Genomic DNA, 18,230 nt, shown 5'->3' with positions numbered 1-18,230 from the left:
ATGAGCACATCGGCACGCGGGGTCGTCAACGGCGGCATCTCCTTCTGGTACGCGGACGACGGCCTCCCGGCGGTACGGGAGCCGCTCGCCGGTGACGCCTCGGCGGACGTGGTGATCGTGGGCGGCGGCTACACCGGCCTGTGGACCGCCTACTACCTGAAGAAGGCCGCCCCCTTCCTGCGGGTCACCCTGCTGGAGCAGAAGTTCTGCGGCTACGGCGCCTCCGGCCGCAACGGCGGCTGGCTCTACAACGGCGTCGCCGGCCGCGACCGGTACGCCGCGCTGCACGGCCACGAGGCCGCCGTACGCCTGCAGAAGGCCATGAACGAGACCGTCGACGACGTCGTGGCGGTCACCGCGGCCGAGGGGATCGACGCCGACCTGCACCAGGGCGGGGTGCTGGAGGTCGCCACCACCCCGGCCCAGCTGGCCCGCCTGAAGGCCTTCCACGAGCACGAGCTGTCGTACGGCGAGAAGGACCGCGAGCTGTACGGCGCCGGGGAGACCCGCAAGCGGATCCGCGTCGCCGACGCGGTGGGCGGCACCTGGACCCCGCACGGCGCCCGGCTGCACCCGGTGAAGCTGGTGAAGGGCCTGGTGGCGGCCGTGGAAGCACTCGGCGTCGTCATCCACGAGTCCACGCCGGTGACCGAGATCCGCCCCAAGCACGCCGTCACCCCCTACGGCACCGTCCGCGCCCCCTACATCCTGCGCTGCACCGAGGGCTTCACCGCGAACCTCAGGGGCCAGAAGCGCACCTGGCTGCCGATGAACTCCTCGATGATCGCCACCGAGCCGCTGACCGCGGAGCAGTGGGCGTCGGTGGGCTGGGAGGGCCGGGAGACCCTCGGGGACATGGCGCACGCGTACATGTACGCGCAGCGCACCGCCGACGGGCGGATCGCCCTCGGCGGGCGCGGGGTCCCGTACCGCTTCGGGTCGCGGACGGACAACGACGGCCGCACGCAGGACGCGACCGTCGAGGCGCTGCGCGAGATCCTCGTACGGTTCTTCCCGTCGCTGGCCGGTGTCGCGGTCGAGCACGCCTGGTCCGGGGTGCTCGGGGTGCCGCGGGACTGGTGCGCGACCGTCACCCTGGACCGCTCCACCGGGCTCGGCTGGGCGGGCGGCTACGTCGGCTCCGGCGTCGCCACCACCAACCTGGCCGCCCGCACCCTCCGCGACCTCGTCCAGCTCGACTCCGGCCAGGCCGGCCGCACCGATCTGACCGAGCTGCCGTGGGTGAACCACAAGGTCCGCAAATGGGAGCCGGAGCCCTTCCGGTGGCTCGGCGTCCAGGGCATGTACGCCACCTACCGCGCCGCCGACCAACGCGAACGACTCCACCCGAGCACCGACTCCTCCCGGCTGGCCCGGGTGGCGGACCGGGTGGCGGGGCGGCACTGAGGTCACACCCCGCGCCGGCGCCCCTGGAAACCCGTTGAGGCTGTGTCATACCTGTGTGCGACCATCGACCCAACGTTCATATTCCAGGGGGGAACTGATGGCGCTTCGCGTGCCCGGCACCGGTTCCGGTACGACCGCGGGACCCGGGCGGCTCACCGCCGTGACGGTCCTGGTCGTATCGCTGCTCACCGCACTGCTCAGCCTCACCGGCGCCGGGTCCGCCCGCGCCGACGACCCGGTGTGTGCGCCGCTCGCCCTCGCGTCCTTCGGCGACCCCGGGGATGCGGAGGCCAAGGTGTCGGTGCCGGCGGACGGCAGTACCTGCTTCACCCTCACTGCCGAGGCGCCCGGCCTGCACCTGGTCTCCCTCGGCGCCGGCAGCAGTGACCTGTACCCACAGCTGTACACCGCCGACGGCACCCAACTCGACTGCTACGACAACGAGTACAGCGTCAAGGGCTGGTGCGACCTGCCCGCGGCCGGCGCCTACACGCTCAAGGTCGTCAACACCGGCTGGGACCCCGCCGCCTCGACGCTCACCGTCGTCCCGCTCGGCTCGGCCACCCCGGGCTGTTTCGATCCGGCCGGCACCGGCTGGGACCAGCCGCCCGCCACCCGCACCACCGTGAGCCCGGCCGAGGTCGACTGCCAGCCCTTCACCGGGCAGGCCGGCGAGCGCATCCGCCTCACCGCCGCCACCTCGGTCTACGGCAGCATCACCGCATGGCTCACCGACGCGACCGGAGCCCGCATCTGCCCGCACTTCCCCGAGGACGGCGAGGACAGCTGCGTCCTGACCGGCAGTGGCCCCTACCGGGTGATCTCCCAGGTCACCTACGCGGAGAACGGCTTCCCGGCCGGGTACACGGTCGCCGCCCGCCGCCTGAACGACCCGCAGGGCTGCGCCACCGCCCCGGTCCGCCCGTACGGCGTCCTGGACCCGCAGGACCTCACGGTCGGCGGCTGCTCCACCTTCACCACCGGCAAGGCCGGCCTCTACACCGTCCACTACGTCAACGAGGACCGCGGCACCGGCCCGGTCCAGGTCTTCGGCGCGGACGGCAGGACCGTGTGCCGCTCCGGCACCGACCCGTGCCGGGTGCCCGCGGCCGGCACCTACACCGCGATCCCCGAGGGCACCGCCCGCCAGGGCGTGATCGTCCTCGACCGCGCCTCCGACGCCGGATGCGAGACCACCGGGTACGGCCTGCACCGGGGCGAGCTGAGCACGCCCGGCCAGTACGACTGCCTGACCCTGCCCGCCCCGCAGAACGCCCGGATCGCCGCCCTCACCCCGCTCGTCTCCGCCGGTGTCGACGCCGACGTGGAGGTCGTCGACGCCGACGGCACCGCCCAGTGCGACGCGCAGGCCCTCGGGGACGGCGACTGCGCGCTCACCGGCACCGCGCCCTACCGCGTGCTGCTGCACAGCGAGTACCAGGCCGAGGGCGCGACCGGCTCCTACAGCATCGCCCTGCACCGCACCGACGCCCCCGAGGGCTGCCCCGTGCTGCCCGCGGGCAGCTTCGCGGCCGACGGCGCGAAGGCCACGTTCACCACCGGCGGCGGTGTCTTCTCGCAGTGCCTGAGCATCCCGGCGGACGCCCACACCGGCGCTGAACTGCTCCAGCTGACCGCCACGTCCGGGGACGTACCCGCGAAGTTCTCGGTGCTGGACTCCACCGGCAAGAAGGTCTGTGAGCGCTACGCCACCACCAACGGCTGGACCGTCTGCCCGCTCACCCCGGGCAAGGCCCACACCGTGCTGGTCACCGGCCAGGACAAGGCGGCCGGGTACACGCTGACCCGCCGGGACGTCACCGCCTCGGCGACCTCGGTGGGCTGCGCGAGGACCTCGGCGGCCAAGGTCGGCGGCCCCTCGGTGAAGCGCGGTTACGGCGCCGCCGGCACCGTCGACTGCGTCCAGGTCACCACCCCCGCCGCCACCGACGTCCTGCACGTCAACGTGCGGGACGCGCTGGGCAAGGCCAACCTCATGGTGCTCGGCGGCGACGGCACGTCCGAGTGCTCCTACCGCAACAGCGCCTGTGCGGTCACCGGCTCCACCACCCACCAGGTCCTCGTCCAGACCCCGGCCGGCCAGCAGGCCTCCCCCGTGTACCACCTGGACGCCCTGCGCATCGCGACCGCCGACGGCCCGGCACCCGAGTGCACCAGGGTCCCGTCGGTGTCGTACGGGTACGGCCCGGTCACCGGCACGCTCGACGAGACGCACAGCGCCGTCTGCGCGGTCCTGCCGACTTCCGGTCTCGACCACTTCTCGGCCGACATCAAGGACACCGCCGGCGCGACCGCCACGGCCGTACCGGCGCTGTACAACCCGACGTCCTGGCGCAACGGCTGCGTCCACTACCTCGGCACGGACGGCGACGGCTACGACTGCGCCACGCTCGGCTCGTCCACGGCGGCCACCCCGACCGTGTTCCTGCTCGGCCTGCCCGAGACCGCGTCCAGCACCGCCTACAGCGCCCGGCTGGCCTGCTCCTCCCCCCTCTGCGGCACCGACAGGGTGAGTGTCACGGGGATCAGCCCGGCCACCGGGGTGCGCGACACGAAGGTGAAAGTGACGGTCACCGGCACCGCGCTCGGCCCGGACACGGTGGTACGGCTGAGCCTGTCCGGCCGGACGATCTCCGCGAAGGCCGACTCGGTCGCCGCGGACAACCGCTCGGTGACGGCCACCCTGGACCTGACCGGCGCCGCCGTCGGCGACTGGACCGTCAGCGTGTTGTCGTTCTGCTGCGAGTACCAGAGCGGCGGCTTCACGGTGACCCAGCCCCGGCTCACCGGCACGACCGCTCCGAAGATCACCGGCACCGCCAGGGTCGGCGCCAAGGTCACGGCCACGACCGGGAGTTGGTCGGCGGCCCCGACCTCCTACACGTACCAGTGGAAGGCCGACGGCAAGGCGGTCTCCGGCGCCACCGCCGCCTCGTACACCGTCCCGGCGTCCCTGCTCGGCAAGAAGCTCACGGTGACCGTGACGGCCGTGCGGAGCGGCTGGGCCAGCGGGTCGGCGACCTCGGCCGCAGTGACGGTCGCGAAGGGGGAGGCGCCGAAGGCCACCAAGGCGCCGACCGTCGGCGGCACGGCGAAGGTCGGGAAGAAGCTGACGGCGGCGCCCGGCACCTGGAGCCCGGCGGCGACCTCGTACGCGTACCAGTGGTACGCGAACGGCAAGGCGATCGGCGGGGCCACCAAGTCCACGCTGACCCTGAAGTCGGCCCAGAAGGGCAAGAAGATCACCGTGAAGGTCACGGCCCACCGCACCGGCCACAAGGACGGCACCGCGACCAGCAAACCGACGAAGCCGGTCACCGGCTGAGGGGACGAACAGAGCCCCCTGTCGGATTCGAACCGACGACCTTCGCTTTACAAGTTCACCCCAGCGACACACCAGCCATGGACCTGACTTGCCCGCCTGCTCGGCATGGTCCATGGCTGGTTCCGCCAGTACGGCATCGTGCGCCGGTGTTGCCGTCAAGAAGTGCCGTCAGACGACGAGGCCTCGGAGCCAATGATCAACAAACTCCCCGACGCCTCCCTGCCCGTCCCACAGCCCGCCGGGCCGCAGGTGGTACATATCCACCAGGCGCCGCCGGACCGCACGGTGCAGCGCATTGCGCTCGGCTCCGGTGTCGGCGCCTGGACGGTCGCGGCCGGCGTCTACTTCGGCCCGCTGCTCGTCGGTGTCCTCACCGCCATCGCCGCGAACCTCGCGATCCTCGCCCTGCTCGCCGCCGTCATGGCGTGGGGCGTGGGGCGTGGTCACCGTCGTCCGCTCGATAGGCGGCAGCGACGGCGAGGCCGCCGCCAAGCGCCTGCGCCGCGGGCGTTGACAGACCGCGGGCTCAGTGTCGCCGCTTCCGCTCCTCGATCCACAGCGCGACAGAACTCGGCAGCAGGAACAACACCGCCACGAGCGCCAACCAGGGCGACCGACCAGTGAAGTCGCCCACGAGGAGAACAACCCACCCCACCAGAAACGCGATGGGCACCCACCAACCCGACACGCCCACACGTCGCTGAGCCATGCACCCCCCTGCGAATCGAACCCGCTGCCCCGCAGCCAGCACAGGATCGCCGTCCCCAACACCCCGGTCAAGCCTTGCTCACAGCGCCGGTCAGCACGCCGACCACCCCAGCCCACCCCAGCCCACTCCCGCCTACAGCCCGGAAGCGCCCCGGAAACGGGTGGATGCCGTAGGCGGCCCGTAGAGCGCGCGAACCCCCCTGCGCGTGGGGGCGAAGACCCCCGGGGTCGTGAACGGCCGTCCATGGCCGCACGGAGACGCTGCGTGAGCGTGTTTTCCGCCTCCCTTCGCGCGCGTGCGCGTAGGGCCCCCTCCCTCGGAACGGCGCAACTCTGCAACACCGCAGGTCAGACGCGGTTGCGGGAGGTCAATCGGCGTTGCCGACGCAACCGGCAACGCCAACCACCGCAAATCGGGCGAGCCGGTGACGCCACGCAACGGCGCACCGGCCCTCATCCACGGTCTCGGAGGACCCTTTCGTGGACTGGAAGCAAGCATGGTCGACCACCACCACAACCAACGGCGCACTGGATGCACTCGCGCCGGTGTGCGCGCCGTTCGCGGCCCGCTGGGACCGTGAAGCGGAGCGCCGCACGCAGCTGCCGGACCCCGGAGAACCTCAAAGCGCTCATGGTCGCGCAGCGCGAACACAACTCCGCCCGCTCCACCGCCGTCATGGCGCGCAATCAGCGCGGTGCGGCCCGCCCCAAGCGGCGCCGTTAACCGGGACTGCCGTCGAGTAGTGCCGTCAGCGCTCCCACGGTCGGAAGGTCGTGGGGGCGTTGTCCCTGCTAGCTCAGAGAGCCCCCTGTCGGATTCGAACCGACGACCTTCGCTTTACAAGAGCGGCGCTCTGACCAGCTGAGCTAAGGAGGCGTACGCGCACCAGGGGGTGCGTGCCAGTGCAGTGTACCCAGGTCCCGGGTGGGGCCCGTCGAAAATTTCCGCGAAGTTCACAGGCCTCCAGGTACTGACATACAGGGTGAACGCCAGGTACCGTCCAGATCCGGTTCACTCGCGTGGGCTACCCGAGTGGGCTACACCAACCACCTTCCTACAACGGATCGTCCGGCACGTTCCTGCCGGTAGAAGGGGGCCTCTGAGCCATGGCCACTGTCACGTTCGACAAGGCGACCCGGATCTACCCGGGCTCCACCAAGCCCGCCGTCGACGGCCTCGACATCGCGATCGAGGACGGCGAGTTCCTCGTCCTGGTCGGCCCGTCGGGTTGCGGCAAGTCCACCTCGCTGCGGATGCTCGCGGGCCTGGAGGACGTCAACGCCGGCGCCATCCGCATCGGTGACCGCGACGTCACGCACCTGCCGCCCAAGGACCGGGACATCGCCATGGTGTTCCAGAACTACGCCCTCTACCCGCACATGAGCGTCGCCGACAACATGGGCTTCGCGCTCAAGATCGCCGGCGTCAACAAGGCGGAGATCCGGCAGAAGGTCGAGGAGGCCGCGAAGATCCTCGACCTCACCGAGTACCTGGACCGCAAGCCGAAGGCGCTCTCCGGTGGTCAGCGTCAGCGTGTCGCGATGGGCCGTGCCATCGTGCGTGAGCCGCAGGTCTTCCTCATGGACGAGCCGCTGTCCAACCTGGACGCCAAGCTCCGTGTCTCGACCCGTACGCAGATCGCGTCGCTGCAGCGCCGCCTCGGCATCACCACCGTCTACGTCACCCACGACCAGGTCGAGGCCATGACGATGGGCGACCGCGTGGCGGTGCTCAAGGACGGTCTGCTCCAGCAGGTCGACTCGCCGCGCAACATGTACGACCGCCCGGCCAACCTCTTCGTCGCCGGCTTCATCGGCTCCCCCGCCATGAACCTGGTCGAGGTCCCGATCACCGACGGCGGCGTGAAGTTCGGCAACAGCGTGGTGCCGGTCAACCGTGAGGCCCTCAAGGCCGCCGCCGACAAGGGCGACCGCACGGTCACCGTCGGCGTCCGCCCGGAGCACTTCGACGTCGTCGAGCACAACGGCGAGGTCGCCTCCGCGCTCTCCAAGGACACCGAGGACGCCCCGGCCGGTCTCGCGGTCTCCGTGAACGTCGTCGAGGAGCTCGGCGCCGACGGCTACGTCTACGGCAGCGCCAAGGTCGGCGACGACCTCAAGGACCTCGTCGTCCGCGTCAGCGGCCGCGCGGTCCCGGAGAAGGGCGCCACGCTGCACGTCGTGCCGCGGCCGGGCGAGACCCACGTGTTCTCGACGTCCACGGGTGAGCGACTCTCCGACTGAGCGATCCGACCGGTCGATCAAGCAGAGAAACCTCTGACCTGGGTGAATTCACCCAGGTTGACGGTAAGGGCCCCGCGACCTGCTGCGGGGCCCTTTCCGTTGCCCCGACCTACCCCGGCAAGCGGGTGGTTTTCGAGCAGTGTGCGTCAACCCCGTACCCGAAACTTGGCACTTCTCCATCCCCCGAACCGGTGACTAAATGTCGCCAAATCATTACCGCACGCTACCCTCACACGCGTGAAGCACTCCACCACCCCACAGACACGACGCGGCCACCGGGGCGGCCCTGCCCGCCGGATCGGCCGCACTCTCGCCCTTGTCCTGCCCGTCGTCCTGGTGCTCTCCGGGACCCTCGCGGTCACCCGCGTCAACTGGACCGGGTCCCCGCGGAGCTCGGTGCTCACCGCGACCGACGTGACCGACGCGCACGTCTCCTCCAAGGCCGTCTCCCAGGCCCCGCAGGACGCGCTGCGCGAGCAGCTGATGACCGAGCTCCAGGACAAGAACCCGGGCCAGGTCCTCACCCACCTCCAGCAGGCGGTCAACGGCCACCCGGCGCTGGCGAAGCACTGCACCTCCATCGCCCGTGCGCTGGGCCGGGCCGCGGTGCGGATGTACGGCGCCTCACGCGCCCAGTCGTACGCCCGCCCGGTCTGCGACACGTCCTTCGCGTCGGGCGTGCTGGCCGCGCACAGCTGAACGCAGGTGAACGCAGGTCGGTAAACAGGTAACGGGTCCTTAAGGGACCCCCTGCGGCAGGAAGCCGCTCCCGGGGCGCGTCGTACAGTGCGGGCATGACCCATCCGAACGCCGCGTTGCGCCCCACTCAAGCCGTGGTCCTGGCCGGTGGCCAGGGCTCACGGCTTCGTCCGTACACCGACGACCGGCCCAAGCCCATGGTCGAGATCCCGGGTACGGGTACGCCGATCATCGGCCACCAGCTGGCCTGGCTCGCCGAGGAGGGCGTCACCGACGTGGTGGTCTCCTGCGGCCATCTCGCCGAGGTACTGCAGAAGTGGCTGGCGACGGCCGACCTGCCGCTCTCCGTCACCACGGTGGTGGAGACCGAGCCGCTGGGCCGCGGCGGCGGCCTCAAGTACGCCGCCGCGCACCTTCCCCACCCGGACCGGCCCTGGTACGCCACGAACGGCGACATCTGGACGCGGTTCTCGCTGCGCGACATGGCCGACTTCCACACGGAGCGGGACGCGGTGGCGACGCTGGCGCTGGCGCGGCCGCGGATCCCCTGGGGCGCCGTGCAGACCGACGGCTTCGGTCACATCACGGACTTCATCGAGGCGCCGCCGTCGACGTTCGAGATCAACGCGGGGGTGTACGTCTTCTCTTCCGGGTTCGCGGCGATGCTGCCGGAGCGGGGGGACCACGAACGCACCACGTTTCCGCACCTGGCGCGGAGCCGGCAGCTGGCCGGCTTCCCGATTCCGCAAGGGGCGTACTGGCGGGCGATCGACACGGCGAAGGACCTGACGGAGGCGGCGAAGGAGCTGGCTGCGCTGGGGCGGTAGGCCGAGGGGGGTGCCCGCGGCCGGTTCGCCGACCGCGGGCGAGTGCGGGCTGGTCGCGCAGTTCCCCGCGCCCCTTCGGGGGCAAAGCACCGCCGTCCACTACCGGTCCGTCGCAGCTGAGCACGCAGCTCCCCGCGCCCCTTCGGGGGCACAAAGCACCGCCGTCCACTGCCGGTCCGTCGCGGCTGAGCACGCAGTTCCCCGCGCCCCTTCGGGGGTCTCTTGGCTGGGCGCGGAGGTTGCCGCGCTTCTGTGGGGGCGGTTCTGGAGCGGCCCGTCAGGGGCGCGGGGAACTGCGCGACCAGCCACGACGGTGCCGCGGGCGGCAGATCTCGTCGCTTCGGTACGTCGCAGCCCCGCGCCTGTGAAGCGCGGGGCTGCGGCGGGGTGGAGCGGCTGTCAGCCGAGGAGGCCGCCCACCAGGCCGGGCTGGCCCGAGGAGGAGGCGCCGCCGCCGGTGCTGCCGGTGCCGGTGCCCGTGCCGCCCGTCGAGGAGGACGTGCCGCCGGTCGCGGTGCCGCCGGACGTCGGGCCCGCCGTGGTCGGCGCCGGGACGGTGTGCCGGGGTGGGGCCTGGCCCGTGGTGCCCTGGGTCTCGCTGGGGGTCGTGGTGGTGGCGCCGCTCGTGGTGCGGTCGGCGCCCGGGGTGGTCGCCGCCTGCGAAGGGCTCGCGGTGGCACCCCCGGAGGGAGCCGTGGAGGCCGACGGAGTCCCCTCCCGGGACGTGGCCGACTCGCCGGGCAGCGGAGAGCCGGGGAGGTTGTTGCGGGGCGCCTCGCCTGGGCCGGGGACGACCACCCGGCTGGAGTCGCGGACCGCGCCGCCCAGGAGCGAGCCGACGAGGAGGGTGAGGCCGACGGTGATGCCCGTGATCAGGGCGCCGCGGCGCAGTACGTAGGCGCGCAGCTCCCAGATGTCGGAGCGGGGGCCGAGCCGTCGCCAGGCGCTGCCCGCGAGGCGCCCGTCCACGGAGTAGACGGGGGCGCCCGCGATGATCAGCGGGGACCAGGCGGCGAGGTAGATGATGTCGGGGGCGTCGTACGCGGGGACGGTCTTCCAGCTGACGGTGACGATGAGCGCGGCGGAGAGCAGCGCGCCGACCACCGCGGCGACCCGCTGCCAGCAGCCGAGGACGGTCAGGACGCCGACGATCACCTGGAAGAAGGCGATGACGAGGCCGGAGCCGACCGGGTGCTGGAGGGCGAACTGGCGCAGCGGCTCGGCGACCTCCCAGGGGTGCAGCGTGTTGAGCCAGGTGACCATGGAACCGCGCTTGCCGCCGTCGAAGTAGACGGGGTCGCAGAGCTTGCCCATGCCGGCGTAGATGGAGATGAAGCCGAGGAAGATGCGGAGCGGGAGGAGGACCACGCCCAGGTTCATCCGGCGGCCGGGGTAGTAGGCGTGCCGGGCCGGGTCGCCGTCTCCGGACCGCCGGGCCGACCGCCGTTCCCCGAAGTCCTCGAACTCGTCGTCGTAGGCCGGTTCGCCGTAGGACGCGTCGTCGTAGGCCGGGTCCTCGTAGGCGCTGCCCACCGCAGGCATGTTCGGGAGCAGCCGGTTCTCGCCGGAAACCGGGGAGCGCGGGTGACCGACCAGCGGCGTCTCGGCGGTCTGTTCGAGAGCGTCGTAGCGGTCGTCGACGCGCGGGATGACCCGGGTCGCGCCTGCCGGTTCGGCGGGCTCCTCGACGTGCCGGACGCTGCCGCCCCGGACGGCCTGGAGCAGCCGGTGGGCGCCGGTGTCGTCGGGCGCCGACCTGCCGCTCCAGACGACCGGGCGGCGCCGGCCCGGTGCCGCCCCCGCTCTGCCCGCCGTGCCGACGACCGGGATGCGCGCGGTGTCCTCGGTGGCGCTCAGGTGCCGTGCGACCCGGGGGGATTGGGTACGCCGTGTCGATACGCCCAGCTGCACGCGGAAACTCGCGTGGTTGACGATGACCTGCGCCGGATCGCTCGGCACCTTCACCATGCTCAGCGCGGGAGCGTCGTCGAGCCCGGAATCGAATCCGGAGCGGAATCCCGACGAGCGGTCCCCCGTGGGAGTGCGGGGTGTTCTGGTGTCCACACTCATCTAACCGAGTGACGTGGAGTTAGGACACTGCTTTGACCCGCCAGATGTGTCCGGACCCCGTCAAGGATGTCCCCGACGCCGGAATTACCCCGCCCAGGTGAGGTTGCGGACGTCTGTTCACCCGCGTCGGCGCGCCGCCTCGTACAGCACGATCCCCGCCGCCACACCCGCGTTGAGCGACTCGGCACCGCCCGGCATCGGGATCCGGACCCGGAAGTCGCAGGTTTCGCCGACCAGTCGGGACAGGCCCTTGCCCTCGCTGCCGACGACGATGACGACGGGTCCGCCGAGGGCCTCCAGGTCGCCGATCTCGTGCTCGCCGTCCGCGGCGAGGCCGACGACGACGATGCCGGCCTTCTTGTACGCCTCCAGCGCCCGGGTCAGGTTCGTGGCGCGGGCGACGGGCGTACGGGCGGCCGTACCGGCCGACGTCTTCCAGGCACCGGCGGTCATGCCGGCCGCGCGGCGCTCGGGCACGACCACCCCGTGGCCGCCGAAGGCGGACGCCGAACGGACGACGGCGCCCAGGTTGCGCGGGTCGGTGACCCCGTCCAGGGCGACGATCAGCGGGTCCTCGCCCTCGTCGTACGCCGCCTCGGCCAGGTCCTCGGGGTGCGCGTACTCGTACGGCGGGACCTGGAGGACCAGGCCCTGGTGGTTGAGGCCGTTGGTCATGCGGTCCAGCTCGGGGCGCGGGGCCTCCATGAGGTTGATGCCGCCGCGCTCGGCCACGAGCTGGAGGGCCTCGCGGACCCGCTCGTCGTTGTCGATGAACTGCTGGACGTAGAGGGTGGAGGCCGGAACCCCCTCGCGCAGCGCCTCGACGACCGGGTTGCGGCCGACGACCATCTCGGACGTGCCCTTGCCGCCCCGGCCGCGCGGCACCGGGCGGCGCTGGGCCTGCTTGGCCTTGGCCGTGGCGATGCGGTTCTTCTTGTGTCCCTTGCGCATCTCGGCGGGCGGGGTCGGCCCCTTGCCCTCCAGGCCCCGGCGCCGCTGGCCGCCACTGCCGATCTGCGCGCCCTTCTTGCCGGACATGCGGCGGTTGTTGGCTGCCATGAGTTACCCGTCTCCGTGAGCGTCGTTTCGTACGTGCGTCTTATGCAGTGTGCCGCCCGGGGGGCCGGGCGGCACAGTTGATCTTCAGACCGGGGCGGCTAGGACTTGAGTGTCCAGCGCGGGCCCGAGGGGCTGTCCTCGATCGCGAGTGGCGAGGCGGGCGACGGCCGCCTCCTTGTCGTCGGCGGCGAGGGCGGAGTTGCCCTGCCGTACCGTCGTGTGCACGACCGCGAGGGCCTGCGGGACGCCCAGGTCGTCGTCCATGGCCTCGGCGAACGCCGGCGGGACCTCGGCCGAGGGCTCGACGGCTCCCCCGGCGAGCTCCACCACGCGCTGCACGAAGCCCTCGATCCGCGCGAACGCCGACTCGGCCTCGCGCAGCGACTCCTCGCTGTACTCGATCATCGAGCGGTAGTGCGGGGTGCCGAGGTAGTAGCGCAGCACGATCGGGCGCCAGTGCTTGACCATCTCCGAGACGAGCACCGAGTTCCCGAGGGACTTCGACATCTTCTCGCCGCTCATGGTGACCCAGGCGTTGTGCACCCAGTACTGGGCGAAGTCGTCGCCGAACGCCTTGGCCTGGGCGATCTCGTTCTCGTGGTGCGGGAAGATCAGGTCGAGGCCGCCGCCGTGGATGTCGAAGGCCGCGCCGAGGTACTTGTGGGCCATCGCCGAGCACTCCAGGTGCCAGCCGGGCCGGCCGCGCCCCCACGGCGTCTCCCAGCTGGGCTCACCCGGTTTCACGGCCTTCCACAGCGCGAAGTCCCGCTGGTCCCGCTTGCCGGTCTCCCCCTCGCCCTCGGGCTGACGGAGGTTGTCCAGCTCCTGGTTGGAGAGCTGGAGGTAGTCCGGGAAGGAGCGCACGTCGAAGTAGACGTTGCCGTCGGCCTCGTACGCGTGCCCGCGCTCGATCAGCCCGCGCATCATCTCGATCATCTCCGGTACGTGCCCGGTCGCGCGGGGCTCGTACGTCGGCGGGAGGCAACCGAGCGCGGTGTAGCCGTCGTTGAACGCGCGCTCGTTCTCGTAGCCGATCGCCCACCAGGGGCGGCCCTGGTCGGCGGACTTGGCGATGATCTTGTCGTCGATGTCCGTGACGTTGCGGACGAACGTCACGTCGTAGCCGCGGTATTCGAACCAGCGGCGCATGATGTCGAAGTTCAGGCCGGAGCGGATGTGCCCGATGTGGGGCGCCGCCTGCACGGTGGCACCACAGAGGTAGATCGAGACACAGCCCGCGGTGAGCGGGGTGAAGTCACGGATCTGCCGGGCGTTGGTGTCGTACAGGCGAATAGTCACGGGACCAGGGTAGTGGGCGGAGGGTAGTGCGTGGCACCGGTGTGTGAAGCGCCGTGGTCGGGTGCGGGTGCGCTGTGGCTTGTCGCGCAGTTCCCCGCGCCCCTTAAAAGAATCCGGTCACGCCGTTTTCACGACCAACGCCGTTGCCACCGCCATAAGGCCTTCGCCCCTGCCCGGGAAACCCAGGCCGTCCGTCGTGGCCCCCGAAACCGAGACCGGAGCGCCCGCCGCGTCCGAAAGGATCTTCTCGGCCTCGTCCCGGCGCTTTCCGATCTTCGGGCGCGGGCCCACGACCTGTACGGCGATGTTCCCGATCACGAATCCCGCGGCGCGGACGATCCGGGCCGCCTCCGTCAGCAGGGTCACCCCGGACGCGCCCGACCACTCGGGGCGGCCGGTGCCGAAGTGCTGCCCCAGGTCGCCCAGCCCCGCCGCGGAGAACAACGCGTTGCACGCCGCGTGCGCGACCACGTCCGCATCCGAGTGGCCGGCCAGGCCCGGGCCCTCGCCCTCCCACTTCAGGCCCGCGCACCACAGGTCGCGGCCCTCCTCGAAGGCGTGGATGTCGGTGCCGATGCCCACCCGGGGGAGGATCACCTCAGAAGCCATCGTTCAGCCTCCTGCGGGCCAGGACCGCCTCCGCGAGGACGAGGTCGAGGGGGCGGGTGACCTTGAAGGCCTCCTCGTGGCCGGGGACGACCACGACCCGTTCGCCGAGCTGCTCGACCATGCTCGCGTCGTCGGTGACGTTGTCGGTGACCGACTCGTGGGCGCGGACCAGGGTCGTGCGGTCGAAGCCCTGGGGAGTCTGGACGGCGCGCAGGCGGGCCCGCTCGGGCGTGGCGAGCACCGGCTCGGGGTCGCCCGGGACGGCGGCCGGCTCGACCTCCTTGACCGTGTCGGCGAGCGGGAGGGCGGGGACGACCGCGGAGGCGCCGTCGCGGACCGCCTGGATCACGGCGTCCACGGTGTCGACGGGGACGAGCGGCCGGGCCGCGTCGTGGACGAGGACGATGTCGTAGTCGGGGGGCAGCGCGTCGAGGCCGAGCCTGACCGACTCCTGGCGGGACTCGCCGCCGGGGACGACCAGGAAGTCGGTGCGGTCGGGAAGCGCGTGGGCGTCGAGGAGGGACTTGACCTCGGGCGCGCCGTCGGGCGGGGCCACGACGACGACCAGGGAGACGGCGCGGGAGGCGGCGAGGGCGCGTACGGCGTGGATGAGCATGGGCGTGCCGTTCAGCGCGCGTAGCGCCTTGGGGGCGCCCGGACCGAGCCGTACGCCTCGGCCGGCGGCGGGAATCACGGCTGCCGTGCGCAGTGCGGTACGCGGTTCCGTAGGCGGTTCCGTACGCGAAGGACGCGAATCGTCAGACATCGGTTCCTGTCAGGTTTGTGTGCGGGCCTGGCGTGGGTATGGCCTGGGAAGTGCCGGGCGCGACGCCTTGACCGGACCCTTCCGTGACACTGGTCGAGCCAGCAGCCCGGGCCCGGCACGCCTAGTATCGGGGGTTCCCCGAGGGCGTACGCAAACATGCCGCAGCGCCCGGCGACAGGAAAGTGTCATCGGGCACCGCGGCATTTCGGGTGTGCGGAGTTTCAGCGTGCCGAGCCGGACAGCGTCTGCGTCAGGACGCGAGGACCTCGTCGAGCAGGGCCTCGGCCTTGTCCTCGTTCGTGTTCTCCGCGAGGGCGAGCTCGCTCACCAGGATCTGGCGGGCCTTGGCGAGCATGCGCTTCTCACCGGCGGAGAGTCCGCGCTCGCGCTCACGACGCCACAGGTCACGCACGACTTCCGCGACCTTGATGACATCGCCGGAGGCGAGCTTCTCCAGGTTTGCCTTGTAACGACGGGACCAGTTCGTGGGCTCCTCGGCGTACGGCGCGCGCAGCACCTCGAAGACCCGGTCCAGCCCGTCCTGACCGACCACATCACGCACGCCGACGAACTCCGCATTGTCCGCTGGCACACGTACCGTCAGGTCACCCTGGGCGACCTTCAGCACCAAGTAGGTCTTGTCCACGCCTTTGATCTGGCGAGTTTCGATGGCCTCGATCAGCGCGGCCCCGTGATGGGGATAGACCACGGTGTCGCCAACCTTGAACGTCATGTGACAGGTACCCCTTCCGTGGCTATCCAGGGTAACACGGAAACCGGCGGTTCTGAATGGCGTTTTCGCAGGTCAGGGCATATCTCGGGGCTTGACAACAGCAACAGGAACGTGCTTCGCGGGCCGTCCGGAAGCAGGTATTCGCAGGTGGGAGCGGCTCTCCGGGCGGAGGGAAACGCCCACGTTACACACCTGCGGACACCCGCCCGAGTGACCTAACATCCCGATATGTCCGGTTCCAAGCGTACGACTTCCGCTACTCCGTTCAGTTGCCGGGGCCGGATCCCGGACGTTTCCGGAATTGATCACGGGTCCGGCCGAACGCCCGGCTGAACACCCGACTGAACGGTACGTGAAGCCGCACCTGAAGCAGTGCGTGATCAATTTTCCCGGCGGTCGCGCATTCCTTCACGGAAATTTTGCGCGTGGTGTTGTGGACGGGTTATGTGAATGCCGGACGAGCGCCGCCCCAAAAGTGACCGAAGGGGCACTTGTGGATGCCCGTGCGCACCCCCCGCGTGAGGCAAGCGAGGGGCTTGGGGAGGGTCGGGTGCGGCCGCGCGGGAACGGCTCGGTAACCTAAGGCCGCTGACAGACACTTAGGGCGGCTTTATAGGGGGCCGCCCGTGCGTTCAAGGAGTTGCCGCCGCCGTGAGCAGCAGCCTTCGACGCGGCGCCCTCGCCGCCTCCGCCATCGCCTTCTCCGTCGCCGGGCTCTCCGCCTGCGGAGCGGGCAACAACTCCCAGACGCTGGAGATCAAGCCGGACAACGCGGCGACGAGTGTCGGCGACATCAAGGTCCAGAACGCGACCGTGATCACCCAGCCCGACCTCACGTCGACCGGCCCGGCGGTGGTCTCCGCGACCATCTTCAACACCGGCACCGAGCCGGAGACGCTGCAGTCGATCACCGTCGCCGGCACCGGCAAGACCGCCGAGCTGCACGCCACCAAGACGCAGCCGCTGACCATCCCCGGCGGTGGCCGGCTGATCCTGGGCGGCAAGGACAACGCCTCCGCGGTGCTGGGCAGCAGCCGCGAGGCGGTCCAGGACGGCAACGCCCAGAAGATCACCTTCACCTTCAGCAAGGCGGGTGACGTGAGCCTGCGCGCCTTCGTCGTGCCGGCCGAGAGCTTCTTCACGGGCTGGGGCCCGAGCGCGGTGCCGTCCGCCTCGGCCACCGCGACCGCCTCGTCGTCGGCCTCCGCCTCCGGCTCGCCGGCCGCGGGCTCGACGGCGAGCGGGAGCGCCAAGGCCGGCAAGAAGAACAAGGAGTCCGCGAGCGCCACCCCGAGCGACTCGGCCTCGGAGTCGACGAACGCGGGCTGAGCGCCCGTACGCGGCAATGCGAGAAGGGCGGTACCCCCGAGGGGGGCCGCCCTTCGTCGTACCGCCACCGCGCGCGTACGGCACGGTCGTGACCGGACGTCAGCCGTACGGTCGAGGCCGAACACCGGCCGTACGGTCGTCGTGATGGCGGGTCAGCGGTTTACGGCTCGAACTTGTAACCGAGACCCCGCACCGTCACCAGGTACCGAGGCGCACCGGGGTCCGGCTCGATCTTGGCGCGCAGGCGCTTGACGTGGACGTCGAGGGTCTTGGTGTCACCGACGTAGTCGGCACCCCAGACGCGGTCGATGAGCTGCATGCGGGTGAGCACGCGGCCGGCGTTGCGCAGGAGCATCTCCAGGAGGTCGAACTCCTTGAGGGGGAGGTCGACCTTGGAGCCGGAGACGGTGACCACGTGGCGGTCCACGTCCATGCGGACCGGGCCGGCCTCCAGCGCGGCCGGGGTGACCTCCTCCGGCTCGCCCCGGCGGCGCAGGACGGCCCGGATACGGGCGACCAGCTCGCGGGAGGAGAAGGGCTTGGTGACGTAGTCGTCGGCGCCTATCTCCAGGCCGACGACCTTGTCGATCTCGCTGTCCTTGGCGGTCACCATGATGACCGGGACATTGGACTTCAGGCGCAGCTGACGGCAGACCTCGGTGCCGGGCAGCCCGGGCAGCATGAGGTCGAGCAGGACCAGGTCGGCGCCGTTGCGTTCGAATTCGTCCAGCGCGTCGGGCCCGGTCGCGGAGATGGCGACCTCGAAGCCCTCCTTGCGGAGCATGTACGACAGCGCGTCGCTGAAGGACTCTTCGTCCTCGACGACGAGTACGCGGGTCACGGAAGGACCTCCGGGGCGGGGATGTGTTCAGGGAGGGTCTGGAACAGCTGGTCGTCCGACGGCTCGTCGGCCGGGTCTGTGTCCGTCTCGGCATCGGGATCGGTGCCGGGCGGAAGCGCGCGGTCGCGGGCGATCCCGGCCTCGGGAAGCCGCAGTGTGAAGGTGGAGCCCTGTCCCTCGACGCTCCACACCGTGACCTCTCCGCCGTGCGAGGCGGCCACGTGCTTGACGATGGACAGGCCGAGCCCGGTGCCACCGGTGGCCCGCGAGCGCGCCGGGTCCACCCGGTAGAA

14 protein-coding genes, 1 tRNA gene and 2 pseudogenes are annotated in these 18,230 nt (G+C 71.2%); 8 read left to right on the top strand and 9 right to left on the bottom strand.

Annotation, left to right across the window (positions count from 1 at the left end):
- The 4 genes and pseudogenes from JF597_RS27000 to JF597_RS26985 all read left to right on the top strand — a co-directional run bounded on the left by JF597_RS27000 (position 1) and on the right by JF597_RS26985 (position 6,185).
- Entirely contained in the window at positions 1–1,407 is a 1,407-nt protein-coding gene (locus JF597_RS27000; protein WP_294001080.1) for an FAD-dependent oxidoreductase, read from the top strand.
- Between the two features lie 97 nt (positions 1,408–1,504).
- Positions 1,505–4,753 (top strand): Tat pathway signal protein, encoded by a 3,249-nt coding sequence (locus JF597_RS26995; protein ID WP_294001078.1) that lies wholly within the window; start codon positions 1,505–1,507, stop codon positions 4,751–4,753.
- A 192-nt stretch (positions 4,754–4,945) separates the two neighbouring features.
- Positions 4,946–5,267, top strand: a pseudogene (locus JF597_RS26990) (DUF6251 family protein).
- A 771-nt stretch (positions 5,268–6,038) separates the two neighbouring features.
- Complete coding sequence (locus JF597_RS26985) at positions 6,039–6,185, top strand: hypothetical protein (protein ID WP_294001075.1); 147 nt, start codon at positions 6,039–6,041, stop codon at positions 6,183–6,185.
- A gap of 79 nt (positions 6,186–6,264) precedes the next feature.
- Here the strand turns inward: JF597_RS26985 and JF597_RS26980 are convergent.
- Positions 6,265–6,338 (bottom strand) — tRNA-Thr (locus JF597_RS26980).
- A gap of 230 nt (positions 6,339–6,568) precedes the next feature.
- On the opposite strand from JF597_RS26980, the gene ugpC reads away from it, so the two are divergent.
- From ugpC to JF597_RS26965, 3 genes are all read left to right on the top strand, one after another.
- Positions 6,569–7,705 (top strand): sn-glycerol-3-phosphate ABC transporter ATP-binding protein UgpC, encoded by a 1,137-nt coding sequence (gene ugpC, locus JF597_RS26975; RefSeq protein WP_294001073.1) that lies wholly within the window; start codon positions 6,569–6,571, stop codon positions 7,703–7,705.
- A 237-nt stretch (positions 7,706–7,942) separates the two neighbouring features.
- Positions 7,943–8,404: a hypothetical protein gene (locus JF597_RS26970; RefSeq protein WP_294001070.1), complete on the top strand. Its 462-nt coding sequence runs from the start codon at positions 7,943–7,945 to the stop codon at positions 8,402–8,404.
- A gap of 95 nt (positions 8,405–8,499) precedes the next feature.
- Complete coding sequence (locus JF597_RS26965) at positions 8,500–9,231, top strand: nucleotidyltransferase family protein (protein ID WP_294001068.1); 732 nt, start codon at positions 8,500–8,502, stop codon at positions 9,229–9,231.
- A gap of 399 nt (positions 9,232–9,630) precedes the next feature.
- Here the strand turns inward: JF597_RS26965 and JF597_RS26960 are convergent, their stop codons facing one another.
- The 6 genes and pseudogenes from JF597_RS26960 to JF597_RS26935 form a co-directional block, all read right to left on the bottom strand.
- Positions 9,631–11,301, bottom strand: a complete 1,671-nt coding sequence (locus JF597_RS26960; RefSeq protein WP_294001066.1) for a DoxX family protein — start codon at positions 11,299–11,301, stop codon at positions 9,631–9,633.
- 117 nt (positions 11,302–11,418) lie between these two features.
- Positions 11,419–12,360, bottom strand: coding sequence for a 23S rRNA (guanosine(2251)-2'-O)-methyltransferase RlmB (gene rlmB, locus JF597_RS26955; protein ID WP_294001063.1), 942 nt, complete (start codon positions 12,358–12,360; stop codon positions 11,419–11,421).
- A gap of 102 nt (positions 12,361–12,462) precedes the next feature.
- Positions 12,463–13,659: pseudogene (gene cysS, locus JF597_RS26950) on the bottom strand (cysteine--tRNA ligase); the annotation flags it as partial.
- Positions 13,660–13,776: 117 nt separating this feature from the next.
- A complete protein-coding gene (gene ispF, locus JF597_RS26945) occupies positions 13,777–14,268 on the bottom strand; it encodes a 2-C-methyl-D-erythritol 2,4-cyclodiphosphate synthase (RefSeq protein WP_294001061.1) in 492 nt (163 codons plus the stop codon).
- Positions 14,258–15,034 carry a 2-C-methyl-D-erythritol 4-phosphate cytidylyltransferase gene (ispD, locus tag JF597_RS26940; RefSeq protein ID WP_294001059.1) on the bottom strand — a complete coding sequence of 259 codons (777 nt, stop codon included), beginning with the start codon at positions 15,032–15,034 and terminating at the stop codon, positions 14,258–14,260. Before ispD ends, ispF begins: the two co-directional genes overlap by 11 nt.
- A 250-nt stretch (positions 15,035–15,284) precedes the next feature.
- A complete protein-coding gene (locus tag JF597_RS26935; protein ID WP_003953493.1) occupies positions 15,285–15,767 on the bottom strand; it encodes a CarD family transcriptional regulator in 483 nt (160 codons plus the stop codon).
- A 651-nt stretch (positions 15,768–16,418) separates the two neighbouring features.
- Here JF597_RS26935 and JF597_RS26930 point away from each other — a divergent pair.
- Positions 16,419–17,096 carry a DUF461 domain-containing protein gene (locus tag JF597_RS26930; protein WP_293999875.1) on the top strand — a complete coding sequence of 226 codons (678 nt, stop codon included), beginning with the start codon at positions 16,419–16,421 and terminating at the stop codon, positions 17,094–17,096.
- 160 nt (positions 17,097–17,256) lie between these two features.
- Here the strand turns inward: JF597_RS26930 and JF597_RS26925 are convergent, their stop codons facing one another.
- Together JF597_RS26925 and JF597_RS26920 are read right to left on the bottom strand one after the other, a co-directional pair.
- Positions 17,257–17,937 carry a response regulator transcription factor gene (locus JF597_RS26925; protein WP_293999872.1) on the bottom strand — a complete coding sequence of 227 codons (681 nt, stop codon included), beginning with the start codon at positions 17,935–17,937 and terminating at the stop codon, positions 17,257–17,259.
- On the bottom strand, positions 17,934–18,230 hold a 297-nt coding region (locus tag JF597_RS26920), incomplete at its 5' end, for an ATP-binding protein (RefSeq protein WP_293999870.1). The genes JF597_RS26920 and JF597_RS26925, both read right to left, overlap by 4 nt.

It is taken from the genome of Streptomyces sp. (assembly GCF_019510245.1).
GTDB lineage: Bacteria > Actinomycetota > Actinomycetes > Streptomycetales > Streptomycetaceae > Streptomyces.
The sequence above is the reverse complement of the archived record's forward strand: the minus strand, read 5'-3'. Positions and strand labels throughout refer to the sequence as shown.